The 12,162-nt window shown below is 76.4% G+C and carries 14 protein-coding genes and 1 pseudogene; 12 read left to right on the plus strand and 3 right to left on the minus strand.

Features of this window, described 5'->3' with window-relative positions:
* Nucleotides 1-1,155, plus strand: a 1,155-nt coding sequence (locus ABEB16_RS15480) for a polysaccharide pyruvyl transferase family protein (RefSeq protein ID WP_345713123.1), incomplete at its 5' end; no start/stop codon positions are given.
* A 49-nt stretch (nucleotides 1,156-1,204) separates the two neighbouring features.
* Here ABEB16_RS15480 and ABEB16_RS15485 read toward each other — a convergent pair.
* On the minus strand, nucleotides 1,205-1,672 hold the full coding sequence (locus ABEB16_RS15485; RefSeq protein WP_345713124.1) for an aminoacyl-tRNA deacylase: 468 nt from the start codon (nucleotides 1,670-1,672) through the stop codon (nucleotides 1,205-1,207).
* 56 nt (nucleotides 1,673-1,728) lie between these two features.
* Entirely contained in the window at nucleotides 1,729-2,409 is a 681-nt protein-coding gene (locus tag ABEB16_RS15490) for an LON peptidase substrate-binding domain-containing protein (RefSeq protein ID WP_345713125.1), read from the minus strand.
* Between the two features lie 63 nt (nucleotides 2,410-2,472).
* Here ABEB16_RS15490 and ABEB16_RS15495 point away from each other — a divergent pair, with 63 nt between their 5' ends.
* The 10 genes from ABEB16_RS15495 to ABEB16_RS15540 all read left to right on the plus strand — a co-directional run bounded on the left by ABEB16_RS15495 (nucleotide 2,473) and on the right by ABEB16_RS15540 (nucleotide 11,399).
* Entirely contained in the window at nucleotides 2,473-3,354 is an 882-nt protein-coding gene (locus tag ABEB16_RS15495) for a PhzF family phenazine biosynthesis protein (RefSeq protein WP_345713126.1), read from the plus strand.
* Between the two features lie 41 nt (nucleotides 3,355-3,395).
* Nucleotides 3,396-4,721 (plus strand): histidinol dehydrogenase, encoded by a 1,326-nt coding sequence (gene hisD, locus ABEB16_RS15500; RefSeq protein ID WP_345713127.1) that lies wholly within the window; start codon nucleotides 3,396-3,398, stop codon nucleotides 4,719-4,721.
* Nucleotides 4,718-5,161, plus strand: a complete 444-nt coding sequence (locus ABEB16_RS15505) for a hypothetical protein (RefSeq protein WP_345713128.1) — start codon at nucleotides 4,718-4,720, stop codon at nucleotides 5,159-5,161. The genes hisD and ABEB16_RS15505 overlap by 4 nt, the downstream gene beginning before the upstream one ends.
* A 43-nt stretch (nucleotides 5,162-5,204) precedes the next feature.
* Nucleotides 5,205-6,332 (plus strand): histidinol-phosphate transaminase, encoded by a 1,128-nt coding sequence (locus ABEB16_RS15510; RefSeq protein WP_345713129.1) that lies wholly within the window; start codon nucleotides 5,205-5,207, stop codon nucleotides 6,330-6,332.
* Entirely contained in the window at nucleotides 6,329-6,952 is a 624-nt protein-coding gene (gene hisB, locus ABEB16_RS15515) for an imidazoleglycerol-phosphate dehydratase HisB (protein ID WP_345713130.1), read from the plus strand. Before ABEB16_RS15510 ends, hisB begins: the two co-directional genes overlap by 4 nt.
* Nucleotides 6,949-7,602 (plus strand): imidazole glycerol phosphate synthase subunit HisH, encoded by a 654-nt coding sequence (gene hisH, locus ABEB16_RS15520; protein ID WP_345713131.1) that lies wholly within the window; start codon nucleotides 6,949-6,951, stop codon nucleotides 7,600-7,602. The genes hisB and hisH overlap by 4 nt, the downstream gene beginning before the upstream one ends.
* 185 nt (nucleotides 7,603-7,787) lie before the next feature.
* A complete protein-coding gene (gene priA, locus ABEB16_RS15525) occupies nucleotides 7,788-8,537 on the plus strand; it encodes a bifunctional 1-(5-phosphoribosyl)-5-((5-phosphoribosylamino)methylideneamino)imidazole-4-carboxamide isomerase/phosphoribosylanthranilate isomerase PriA (RefSeq protein ID WP_345713132.1) in 750 nt (249 codons plus the stop codon).
* Nucleotides 8,534-8,941 carry a Rid family hydrolase gene (locus ABEB16_RS15530; protein ID WP_345713133.1) on the plus strand — a complete coding sequence of 136 codons (408 nt, stop codon included), beginning with the start codon at nucleotides 8,534-8,536 and terminating at the stop codon, nucleotides 8,939-8,941. The genes priA and ABEB16_RS15530 overlap by 4 nt, the downstream gene beginning before the upstream one ends.
* Nucleotides 8,938-9,720: an SseB family protein gene (locus ABEB16_RS15535; protein ID WP_345713134.1), complete on the plus strand. Its 783-nt coding sequence runs from the start codon at nucleotides 8,938-8,940 to the stop codon at nucleotides 9,718-9,720. The genes ABEB16_RS15530 and ABEB16_RS15535 overlap by 4 nt, the downstream gene beginning before the upstream one ends.
* 29 nt (nucleotides 9,721-9,749) lie before the next feature.
* A complete protein-coding gene (locus tag ABEB16_RS15540; RefSeq protein ID WP_345713135.1) occupies nucleotides 9,750-11,399 on the plus strand; it encodes a RecQ family ATP-dependent DNA helicase in 1,650 nt (549 codons plus the stop codon).
* Nucleotides 11,400-11,426: 27 nt separating this feature from the next.
* Here the strand turns inward: ABEB16_RS15540 and ABEB16_RS15545 are convergent, their stop codons facing one another.
* A complete protein-coding gene (locus ABEB16_RS15545) occupies nucleotides 11,427-11,819 on the minus strand; it encodes a DUF1844 domain-containing protein (RefSeq protein WP_345713136.1) in 393 nt (130 codons plus the stop codon).
* 254 nt (nucleotides 11,820-12,073) lie between these two features.
* Here ABEB16_RS15545 and ABEB16_RS15550 point away from each other — a divergent pair.
* Nucleotides 12,074-12,162 (plus strand): annotated as a pseudogene (locus ABEB16_RS15550) (translation initiation factor IF-3); the annotation flags it as partial.

Below are 12,162 nucleotides of genomic sequence, written 5' to 3' on the forward strand. Positions count from 1 at the left end.
ATCGGCGACCAGGCGCTGCTGGAGGCGCTCTTGGAGCGCACGGAACTGCCGGTCCTGCTGGCCGTACCGCTCGGGCAGCGACCGGACCTGCCCGCGGCGCTCGCCGGGCGCGTGGAACTGCTCGACGCGCCGCACCTCGTCTACGGCACCGGCGCGGCCCACCGTGCGTCGGTGCGCCGCTACGGCGCGGCCCTCGCCAGGGCCACCCACGTCTCGCTGATCGGTGCCGACGTCATGGACGGCAACTACTCCCTGCCGGCCTCGGTGCGCCGCTCGGCGCTCGTCGCCACGGCGGCCGGCGCCGGGCTGGACACCAGGGTGATCGGGTTCAGCTGGAGCACCTCGCCCCGCCGGGCGGCCCGCCGCGAGCTGCGCCGCGCCGAGCGCGCCGGGGTGCAGCTCCTGGCCCGCGACCCGGCGTCGGCCGCGCGGCTGCGCGGGGACGGCGTGCGCGGGGTGGTCCAGGTGGCCGACGTGGTCTTCACCGCACGTTCCGTCGACCCCTCGGCCGCCGAGCGGTTGCTCGCGGGTGTGAGCGCGCCGGTGGCGCTGGTCAACGCCAGCGGGCTCTTCGCCAAGCGGGGGACGGACCTGCAGGCGGACTACGTGGAGGTCGTGCGGGGGCTGCTCGAGCGCGGGATGCACGTCGTGCTGCTGCCGCACGTCACCCGCAGCGACGCCGACGACCTCGCGGTGTGCCGGGCCCTCGCGGCGCGGTTCGCGCCCGGGGAGGTGCAGCTGGTCGACACCCTGCTGACCCCGGCGCAGGTGCGGGGCCTGGCGCGGCGCGCCGCCGTGGTCGTGACCGGCCGCATGCACCTGGCCGTCATGTCGCTGATGGCGGGGGTGCCGGCCATCACCCTGGCCACGCAGGGCAAGGTCGAGGGGCTGATGCAGCTCGTCGGCGCACCGGAGCTGGCCGTCGAACCCCGCGGTGGGTTCGCAGGTCGGGTCCTCACCCTCCTCGACGAGGCGGTGCCCGCCGGCTCGAGGATCAGGAACGAGGTGGCCGCGTCCTCCGCCTCGGTGCTCGCCCTCGCCGAGCGCAACCTCACCGGGCTGGGACCCGCGGGCTGCCGCGCCGGCGACGAGGCCGACCTCGCCGTCGACCGGCCGACCGCCCCCCACCCCGACCTCGGCGGGGGCCGGCGCTGAGCGGGACCTGCCGCCGGTCCCGAGCCGTCGCCCACCGCGGCGCGCCGCGTCAGCCGCGCGCGACCTCCGCCACCACGGCGCCGGTCACCCGGACCAGGTCCTGCGGTGCCAGACCGATCTCCAGCCCGCGCCGGCCGGCGCTGACGAACACGGTGTCCCACAGCAGCGCGGTCTCGTCGACGACGGTGGGCAGGGCGGTGCGCTGCCCCAGCGGGCTGATGCCGCCCAGGACGTAACCGCTGGACCGCTCGGCGCGGGCGGGCTCGGCCATCGCGGCGCGCCTGCCGCCGACCGCGGCGGCGAGCGCCTTCAGGTCCAGCCGCCACGGCACGGGCAGCACGGCGACGTGGAGCTGACCGTCGACGTCCGCGAGCAGCGTCTTGAAGATCTGCTCCGGTTCGGCACCCGCGAGCCCGGCCATGGCGCGCACGGCCTCGGCGCCGAAGTCGGTGCCCCCGTCGGCGTGCTCGTAGGCGTGCACGGTGTGGGCGACGCCCGCGGCCGCGGCGGCACGCACGGCGGGGGTGGCGCCGCGCTCCGCCCCGGGAGGAGTCCTCCTGCCCACCGCCGGCCTCAGTTGAACGTGGCGGGGAAGGCCGGCAGCTCCGTGGCCGGCACGGCGCCCAGGGCCTCCACGAGCAGCAGTTCCCGCTTGAGCAGGTCCAGCTCGGAGCGCAGGCGGCTGCGGGTGTCGGGTTCCTCCAGCAGGCGCTGGCGGTCGCGGGTCTCCAGCACCATCGCCGCCGCCACCAGGTAGGAGAGCACGGAGGGGTCCTCGGGGGCCTCCGTGCCGCCGATGTCGAGGTTCTCGCGGTAGCGCGCGAAGCGCTCGCGGACGGAGGCGGCGAGCACCTCCGCGGCGGGGTCCGCCGCCGCGTCCTCCTCCAGCGCGGGGTCCTGCCCGTAGGGCTCCACGAGCGCGGTGAGGTAGGGGGTGCCCGCGGCGTCGTCGATGCCGGTGACCCTGAACCGGGAGGTGCCGACGGTCACGATCTCGTAGCGGCCGTCGTCGAGCTCGGTGACCTCGCGCAGCTGCGCGACGCAGCCGACGTCGTGCATGGCGTGCACGTTGTCCGCGCCCACCTCGTGCCCGGCGCGGATGGCGACCACCCCGAAGCCGCGCGGCTCCTCCCCGCCGGCGGCGACGAGGTCCTCCACCAGGGCGCGGTAGCGGGGCTCGAAGACGTTCAGCGGCAGCACCAGCCCGGGGAACAGCACCGTGCCCAGGGGGAAGAGGGGGAGTCGGCGCGTCACGTCAGCAGCCTACGGTCCGTTCCCCGCTCGTCGAGGCGCCGGCCCGCACCTACGCTGGCCGCCGTGCGCCTGCGGATCGTCGACGCCTTCGTGCCCGCCCCGGTCATCGGCGGCACCGCCACGCCCCGGCCCTTCGCCGGCAACCCCGCCGGCGTCGTCGTGCTGGACGCCCCCGCGCCGGTGGCGTGGATGAGCAGCGTGGCGGCGGAGCTGAACCTGTCGGAGACGGCGTTCGCCGTGCCGGGGGAGCGCGGGCGCTGGGGCCTGCGCTGGTTCACGCCGGTCACGGAGGTCGACCTGTGCGGGCACGCGACCCTCGCCACGGCCGCCGCGCTGGCCGAGGACGGGATCGCCGGGCCGTTCGCCTTCGACACCCGCAGCGGCGAGCTGCGCGCCCGGATCGGCGACGACGGCGCGGTCGTCATGGACTTCCCCGCCCAGCCGACCTCCCCGCTGGCGGGCGGGGTCGCCGGCCCCGTCACCGCCCACCTGCGCACCGCCCTGGGCGTGGAGCCGGCGGAGGTGGAGTCCAACGGCGTCGACGTGCTCGTGCGCGTCGACGACGAGGTGCAGCTGCGGTCGATGTCGCCGGACACGGTGGCCCTGATGGCCGTCGACGCCCGCTGCGTCGTCGTCACCGCCGAGGTGCGCCGCACCCCGGCGGCCGAGGACGTCGTGCTGACCGACGACGACGCCCCCGCCCCGGACGTGGTCTCGCGGGTGTTCGCCCCCCGCGTCGGCGTCCCGGAGGACCCGGTGACCGGCAGCGCGCACTGCGCCCTGGCGCCGTTCTGGGCGCAGCGCCTCGGGCGCACGGACCTGCTGTGCCACCAGGTGTCGCGCCGCGGCGGGGAGCTGCGCGTGCGGTTGCGCCAGGACCGGGTGGAACTGGTCGGCCGCGCGGTGACGGTCGTGGACGGCGAGCTGCTCGTCGGACCCCGCTGACGCGGCACGGGGTGGGCGCCGCCCCGCCGTAGGCTGGGGGCGTGACCACGACCCTGCGCCGCATCGACCTGCGCGGCCGAGACCTCGACCCCGTCACCCTGCGCGGCGTCGTGCCGCGCGCGGAGCTGGACGTCTCCGCCGCCGTGGACGCGGTCCGCCCGATCTGCGAGGCCGTCCGCGAGCGCGGCACCGCCGCGGTGCTGGAGTACACCGAGCGCTTCGACGGCGTGCGCCTGACCTCGCTGCGGGTCCCGGCCGCGGCGATCGGTGCGGCCCTGGCCGCGCTGGACCCGGCGGTGCGCGCCGCGCTGGAGGAGACGATCCGCCGGGTCCGCACCGTGCAGCGCGGCCTGCGCCGCGAGGACAGCGTCACCCGGGTCGTGCCCGGTGGCACCGTCACCGAGCGATGGGTCCCGGTGCGGCGCGTGGGCCTCTACGTGCCCGGTGGCATCGCCGTGTACCCCAGCAGCGTCGTGATGAACGTGGTCCCCGCCCAGGAGGCCGGGGTGGCCTCCATCGCCGTCACGAGCCCCGCCCAGCGGGAGTTCGGCGGCCTGCCGCACCCGACGGTGCTCGCCGCCTGCGCCCTGCTGGGGGTGGATGAGGTGTACTCCGCCGGCGGCGCGCAGGCCGTGGCGATGTTCGCCTACGGCGCCCGCGACGCGGACGGCACCCTCGTCGTCGCCCCCGTCGACGTGGTCACCGGCCCGGGCAACGTCTACGTCGCGGCGGCCAAGCGCTACGTGCAGGGCGTCGTGGGCATCGACGCCGAGGCCGGTCCCACCGACATCGCGGTGCTGGCCGACGACACCGCCGACGCCGCGCACGTCGCCGCCGACCTCATCAGCCAGGCCGAGCACGACACCCTCGCCGCGGCGGTCCTCGTCACCCCCTCGCAGCGGCTGGCCGATGCCGTGGACGCCGAGCTGGCGGCGCAGGTCGCCGCCACCAAGCACTCCGAGCGCATCCGCGCGGCCCTGGCCGGCCGGCAGTCCGCGGTCGTGCTCGTCGACGACGTCGAGGCGGGGCTGGCGGTCGTCGACGCCTACGCCGCCGAGCACCTGGAGGTGCAGACCGCCGACGCCCGTGCGGTCGCGGCGCGGGTCCGCAACGCCGGTGCGGTCTTCGTCGGCCCGCACTCGCCGGTGTCGCTGGGCGACTACTGCGCCGGGTCCAACCACATCCTCCCCACCGGCGGCAGCGCCTGTCACTCCGGCGGCCTGGGCGTGCAGACGTTCCTGCGCGGCATCCACGTCGTGGACTACTCCGCGGAGGCGCTGCGCGAGGTCGCCGGCCACGTGGTCGCGCTGGCCGAGGCGGAGGACCTGCCCGCGCACGGGCAGGCCGTCACGGCCCGTTTCGCATGAGCGAGGCACCGCGTTCGGTGCTCGTGGTGCCGGTGGCCGACGCCGAGCGGCTCGCCGGGGTCTGCACCCTGGCGCGGGTCCGGGCGCACGTCGTGCCGGTCGCAGGTGCCGGGTGCGTCCTGGTGCCCGCGGGCGGCGGCGCCGTCGGTCCGGCCGACGCCGGGCGGGCCGCCGCGAAGCTGTCGCGGCTGGTGCAGGGCGCCGACGTCGTGGTGCTGACCGCCGGGGCGGACGCGGTGAGCGCGCAGGGCTGGCGCGGCGGGGTGCGGCAGCAGGACCCGCGGGCCGGGCTGCTGCTGTCGTCGTGGCCCGACGACGTGCAGCGCCTGCTGCTGGGCCGGCTCGACCCCGCCGGCGTGGCCGGTGCCCTCGAGGGCGGGACGGGTTCCCGGTGGCGGGCGGCGTGGCGGATGGCGCGGGGGCGGCAGCAGCAGGGCTGACGCCGAGGTCCGGGCACGTCCGCGACTCTGGGACAATCGCCCGGTGACCGCCGAGCCCGCCACCCGCCCAGCCGCGGCGACGACCCTCGCCGACCTCCCCCTGCGCGACGGCATCCGCGGCGAGCACCCCTACGGGGCGCCGCAGATCGACGTGCCGGTGCTGCTCAACGTCAACGAGAACCCGCACGCCCCCTCGCCCGCCGTGGTGGCCGACATCGCCCGCGCCGTCGCGGGGGCCGCGGCCGGGCTGAACCGCTACCCGGACCGGGACTTCCCCGCCCTGCGCGCGGACTTCGCCGCCTTCCTGCGCCGGGAGTCGGGCGTGGAGCTGACCCCGGAGCAGATCTGGGCGGCCAACGGCTCCAACGAGGTGATGCTGCACGTCCTGCAGGCGTTCGGCGGGCCGGGGCGCACGGCGCTGAGCTTCGCGCCGACGTACTCGATGTACCCGGAGTACGCCCGCGACACCCTCACCGGCTGGGTGACCGGCCGCCGCGAGGACGACTTCACCCTCGACGTCGACCACGCCCGCGCGGCCATCGCCGAGCACCGCCCGTCCGTGGTGATCCTCACCAGCCCGAACAACCCCACGGGCACGGCGCTGCCGCTGGAGGTCGTCGAGGCGGTCGCCGAGGCGGTGACCGACGGCGTGGTCGTCGTGGACGAGGCGTACGCGGAGTTCCGCCGCGCGGGCGTGCCCAGCGCGCTGGAGCTGCTGCCCCGGTTCGGGCACCTGGCGGTGAGCCGGACGATGAGCAAGGCGTTCTCCCTCGCCGGCGCCCGCGTGGGCTACCTCGCGGCCGCCCCGGCGTTCGTCGACGCGCTGCGCATCGTGCGCCTGCCGTACCACCTGTCCGCCGTCACCCAGGCCGTGGCCGGTGCCGCGCTGAGGCACTCGGAGGAACTGCTCGGGCGTGTCCACGAACTCCGCGACCGCCGCGACGAGACGGTGCGCTGGTTGCGCGGCAAGGGGTTCCAGGCGCCCACGTCGGACTCGAACTTCGTGCTGTTCGGCCGGTTCGAGGACCGGCACGCCGTCTGGCGGGGATTGCTGGACCAGGGTGTCCTCATCCGCGAGACGGGCCCGGAGGGGTGGCTGCGCGTGAGCGTCGGCACCGAGGAGGAGATGCGCGCGTTCCGCACCGCGCTGGAGGAGGTCACCGGACGATGAGCACCACCGGACCCACCGCCGCGCGCCGCGCCGCGCGCGTGGAGCGCACCACGTCGGAGTCCAGCGTGGTCGTCGAGCTGGACCTCGACGGCACGGGGCGCACCGACATCGCCACGACGGTGCCGTTCTACGACCACATGCTCACGGCGCTGGGCAAGCACTCGCTGATGGACCTCACGGTCCGCGCCAGCGGCGACACCCACATCGACGTGCACCACACCGTCGAGGACACCGCCATCGTGCTGGGGCAGGCGTTCCGGCAGGCCCTGGGGGACAAGGCGGGCATCCGCCGCTTCGCCGACGCCACCGTGCCGCTCGACGAGGCCCTGGCGCACGTCGTCGTCGACGTCTCGGGCCGGCCCTACTGCGTGCACTCCGGGGAACCGGCCGGGCAGGAGTTCCACCTCATCGGCGGGCACTTCACCGGCTCCCTCACCCGTCACCTGCTGGAGAGCTTCGCGTTCCACGCGCAGATCTGCCTGCACGTGCGGGTGCTCGCGGGCCGCGACCCCCACCACGTGGTGGAGGCGCAGTTCAAGGCGCTGGCGCGGGCGTTGCGCTACGCGGTGGAACCCGATCCGCGGGTGCAGGGCGTGCCGAGCACCAAGGGGGCGCTGTGAGCGCCGCGCCCGACGTCGTGGTCCTGGACTACGGGTCCGGCAACGTCCGCTCGGCGGTGCGGGCGCTGGAGCGCACCGGGGCGCAGGTGGAGCTGACGGGGGACTTCGACCGCGCGCTGGCGGCCGACGGCCTGGTGGTGCCGGGCGTGGGCGCCTTCGCGGCGGTGGCCGAGGCGCTGCGCGCGGTGCGTGGTGACCAGGTCGTGGACCGACGGCTGGCCGGTGGGCGGCCGGTGCTGGGGATCTGCGTCGGGCTGCAGGTGATGTTCGAGTCGTCCACGGAGCGCGACGCGCACGGCGTCGCCGGGCTGGGGGAGTGGCCGGGCACGGTGGAGCGGCTGCCCGCGGCGGTCGTGCCGCACATGGGGTGGAGCACCGTGGACGCCCCCGAGGGCACCGTCCTGTTCGAGGGCCTGCGCGAGGAGCGGTTCTACTTCGTGCACTCCTACGGCGTGCAGCGCTGGGAGATGGCGGACACCACGGGCGGGCGGATGGCGCCTCCGCTGGTGACGTGGGCCGAGCACGGGGCCCCGTTCGTCGCCGCGGTGGAGAACGGTCCGCTGTCGGCGACGCAGTTCCACCCGGAGAAGTCCGGCGACGCCGGTGCGGAGCTGCTGCGCAACTGGGTGCGTTCGGTGCGCTCGGCCTGAACCGCGGGCGCGCCGACGGCGTGAACCCCGCCGGTGACGGGTTCGCCCTGTGCGACGTGAACCCCGAGCACACCGTTCTCGCTGCTGGCCGCGGCGGTCCACCGCCCCACCGGTGCTCGCGCCGGGCCGCACCGCCCGTCCGGTGTGATCGGCCCGGTCGTCGGGTGCCTCTAGGCTGTCCGCCCGTGACCGACGCACCCGTGAGCCCCGCCCGCCTCGAGCTCCTGCCCGCCGTCGACGTGGCCGACGGGCAGGCCGTCCGCCTGGTCCAGGGCGAGGCCGGCAGCGAGACCTCCTACGGCGAGCCGCTCGCGGCGGCCCTGGCCTGGCAGGAGGCGGGCGCCGAGTGGGTGCACCTGGTCGACCTCGACGCCGCCTTCGGGCGCGGCTCCAACCGCGAGCTGCTCGCCGAGGTCGTCGGCCGCCTCGACATCGCCGTGGAGCTGTCCGGCGGCATCCGCGACGACGAGTCGCTGGCCGCGGCGCTGGCGACCGGCTGCCGCCGCGTCAACCTCGGCACCGCGGCGCTGGAGGACCCGGGGTGGACCCGCCGGGTCATCGCCGAGCACGGCGACCGCGTCGCCGTCGGCCTCGACGTGCGCGGCACCACGCTGGCCGCACGCGGCTGGACGAAGGAGGGCGGCGACCTGTGGGAGGTGCTGGCCCGCCTCGACGCCGACGGCTGCGCCCGCTACGTCGTCACGGACGTCACGAAGGACGGCACCCTGCGCGGGCCCAACACCGACCTGCTGCGCCAGGTGTGCGCCAGCACCGACGCCCCCGTCGTCGCCAGCGGCGGCATCTCCAGCCTCGACGACCTGCGTGCGCTGCGGGCCCTGGTCGGTGAGGGCGTCGAGGGCGCCATCGTGGGCAAGGCCCTCTACGCGGGGGCGTTCACGCTGCCGCAGGCCCTCGACGTCGCGGGGCGCCCGTGAGCGGCGCGCCGGGCGTGCGGCGGATCTCCTCCGCCAGCCCGTACGAGGACGTCATCGGGTACTCCCGCGCGGTGGTCGTCCCGGCGGGTGCGGCGCGGGTGCTCGTCTCCGGTTGCACGGCCACCGTCGACGGCCAGGTGCGCGCCCCCGGCGACGCGCACGCACAGACGCTGCTCGCCCTGGACGTCGCCGCGGCCGCGCTCGCGGAGGCGGGGACCGACCTCGACCACGCCGTGCGCACCCGCATGTTCGTGGTGGGCCGGGAGCACTGCGACGCGGTCGGCCGGGCCCACGGCGAGCGGCTGGGCGCGGCGCGGCCCGCGGCGAGCATGCTGGTGGTGAGCGGCCTCGTCGACGAGCGGATGCTCGTGGAGGTCGAGGTCGAAGCACTGCTGCCCTCGTGAGCGCGGTCCCCGGCGCCCCGGCGCCGCGCGGCGCCGACTCCGCGGGCGTCCCGTGGGCGGGCCGCACCCTGCGGCCCAGCCCCTTCGCCGGTGACGACGGGCGGGCCGATCCGGCGCTCGAGGCGGCCCTCGCCGGTTGGGCGGCCGCGACGGGTTCCGCCGCGCACCGGCTGCGCGCGGTCGCCGGGGTGGTCGCCGCGCTCGCCGGCGCTCGCGTCTTCGCGCCGGTGGTGGCGGTGCTCGGCGAGGCGGAGCTCGTGGCCGCGGGCCCGGCCGGGGACAAGAGCGCCGACATGGCCCTGGCCCTGCTCACCCGCCCCGACGGCCGTCGTGCCCTGCCGCTGTTCAGCACTCTCGACCGGCTGTCGGCCTGGCGCGCCGACGCCCGGCCGGTACCCGTGGAGGCGGCGCGCGCCGCGCTGTCCGCGGTGCAGGAGGAGTGCGAGGTCCTCGTCCTCGATCCCGCTGGTCCGGTGCGCTTCGTCGTCCCCCGTCCTGCCCTGCAGGCCCTGGCCCGGGGCCTGCCGTGGACGCCGTCGCCGTTCGACCCCGAGGTCGCCGCCGCGGCCGCCACCGCCCTGCGCTCCCTCGCCGAGGTGCGGGGCGTGCGCGTGGAGCCCGGTGAGCGCGCGGAGCTGCGGATCGTGGTGGAGCTGGTGCCGGGGCTGTCCGAGGTCCGGCTGGCGGCGGTGTCGGAGGGCGCCGGCTCGCTGCTGGCCGCCTCCGAGGTCGTGGCGCGCCGGGCGTCCTCGGTGGAGCTGCACCTGCAGAAGGCGTGAGGCGGGCCCGGCGGGGTAGGGACCGGGGTGTGACGAGCAGCTCCCCGCGCCCCGGCGCGCAGCGGCTGCGGGCCGCCGCCCGCGACGCCTTCGGCTTCGACGACCTGCGCCCCGGCCAGCTGGAGGCGATGCTCGCCGTGCTGGAGGGCCGCGACGTCCTCGTGGTGATGCCCACCGGGGCGGGCAAGTCCGCGATCTACCAGGTGCCGTCCCTGCTGCGGGAGGGGCCGGTCGTGGTGGTCTCCCCGCTCATCGCCCTGCAGCGGGACCAGGTGGACGCCATCCACGGCGACCGGGCCCGCGGCGGCGCGGTCATGCTCAACTCCCAGCTGTCGGCCGCGGGGTGGCGCCGGGCGCAGGAGGCGCTGCGGGCGCAGGAGGTCCGCTTCGCGTTCCTGGCTCCCGAGCAGCTGGCCCGCGAGGAGGTCGTCGAGGAGCTGGCCGCCCTCCACCCGGCGATGGTCGTCGTCGACGAGGCGCACTGCGTGTCCGCCTGGGGTCACGACTTCCGCCCCGACTACCTGCGGCTGGCCGGTGCCGTGGAGCGGCTGGGGCGCCCGCAGGTGCTCGCCCTCACCGCCACCGCGGGTCCGCAGGTGCGCGCCGAGGTGGTCGAGCGGCTGGGCATGCGCGATCCCGCGGTCCTCGTCGAGGGATTCGACCGGCCCAACATCACCCTGGAGGTGCGCCGCTGCCTCGCCGAGGACGATCAGCGCGCACTGGTGGTGGAGCGCGCCGCGGCGGTGGCCGGGCCGGTCATCGTCTACGTCGCGCGCCGCCGCGACGCCGAGGAGCTCGCCGGGGAGCTGCGGGCGGTGGGCCGGGCGGCCGACTTCTACCACGCGGGTCGTTCGCGCACCGATCGCGACGCCGTCCACCACGGCTTCCTCGAGGGCGCCCTCGACGCCGTCGTGGCCACCAACGCCTTCGGCATGGGCATCGACAAGCCGGACGTGCGGGCCGTGGTGCACGCGCAGGTGCCCGACTCCCTCGACAGCTACTACCAGGAGGTCGGCCGCGCAGGGCGCGACGGTGAGCCGGCGACCGCGCTGCTGGCCTACCGGCCGGAGGACCTGGGCCTGCGCCGGTTCTTCGCCGCGGGCATCCCGGGCGGGGACGACCTCGCACAGCTCGCCGGGGTGGTGCGCCGGCACGACGAACCCGTCGCGGTGGCCGAGCTCAAGGAGGAGACGGGGTTGTCGCAGACCCGGCTGGGCAACCTGGTCAACCTGCTGGAGCAGGCCGACGCGATCGCGGAGACGCCCGAGGGTGAGCTGGTGGTCCCCGCAGGTGCTGCACCGCCCGCGCGGGCGGCGGCGCGGGCGGTGGGCATCGCCGAGCAGCACCACCGGGTGGAGGAGTCGCGCATCGAGATGGTCCGCGCCTACGCGGAGACCGCCGGTTGCCGGCGGCAGTTCCTGCTCGGCTACTTCGGCGAGGAGCTGCCCGGCCCGTGCGGCAGCTGCGACACCTGTGCCGCGGGCAGCGCCGCGGGGGTCGCCGGGGCCGGCGCCGAGCACCCGTTCCCGGTCGGTGGCACCGTGCAGCACCAGCAGTGGGGAGCAGGACAGGTCATGGGCTACGAGGCCGACCGGGTCACCGTCGCCTTCGCCGAGGTCGGCTACAAGACCCTGTCCGTGCCGCTGGTGGTGGAACAGGGGTTGCTGACGGCTGCGTGAGGACCGCGACGTGCGGGTGGGCCCGGCTCAGACGACGCTGCCCGTGAGGCGCTCACCCGGTCCCCGCCCCGGCGGGTCGGGGTGGGTCGAGGCCTCCCGGAACGCCAGCTGCAGCGTGCGCAGCCCGTCGCGCAGGGCGCGTGCGTGGGTGCCGCCGATGTCGGGGGCTGCCGCGGTGACGAGCCCGGCGAGGGCGTTGATGAGGATGCGCGCCTCGGCGAGGTCGAGGTGCCGGTCCACGTCCTCGCCTTCGGCGAGACCGCACTTGACGGCTGCCGCGCTCATGAGGTGGACCGCCGCCGTGGTGATGATCTCGGCCGACGGCACGTCGGCGATGTCGCGCGCCGCTCGTCCCCCGGGGTCTTCCGGCGAGGTGGAGCCGGTGGTGGAAGGCGCCTCGGGCGGGATCTCGGACTGCATCCTGCTACCCTGTCAGGTGACCGACCGACCTCCTCCACCGGGCTGCACCGCGAGTGTGACCGGAGCAGGTGGCCGGAACGCGAAGCGGAGGCCTCCTCCCACCCGATGGCGGTGCACGTCCCCGGGTCCCGGTCCCTCCCCCGTGGGGGAGTTGGCGTCGCCGTACCCGGGCGTCGCCGGATCAGGCAGGCCTCCGTGCGCGTCCGAGCACGGGGGCTTTTCCCGTGTCCGGCGGACCACCACGGCGAGTGAAGGAGCAGCACATCAGCGAGCCCCGCATCAACGACCGCATCCGTGTTCCCGAGGTGCGGCTCGTGGGCCCCAACGGGGAGCAGGTCGGGAT

This window comes from Kineococcus glutinatus, from assembly GCF_039542765.1.
GTDB lineage: Bacteria > Actinomycetota > Actinomycetes > Actinomycetales > Kineococcaceae > Kineococcus_A > Kineococcus_A glutinatus.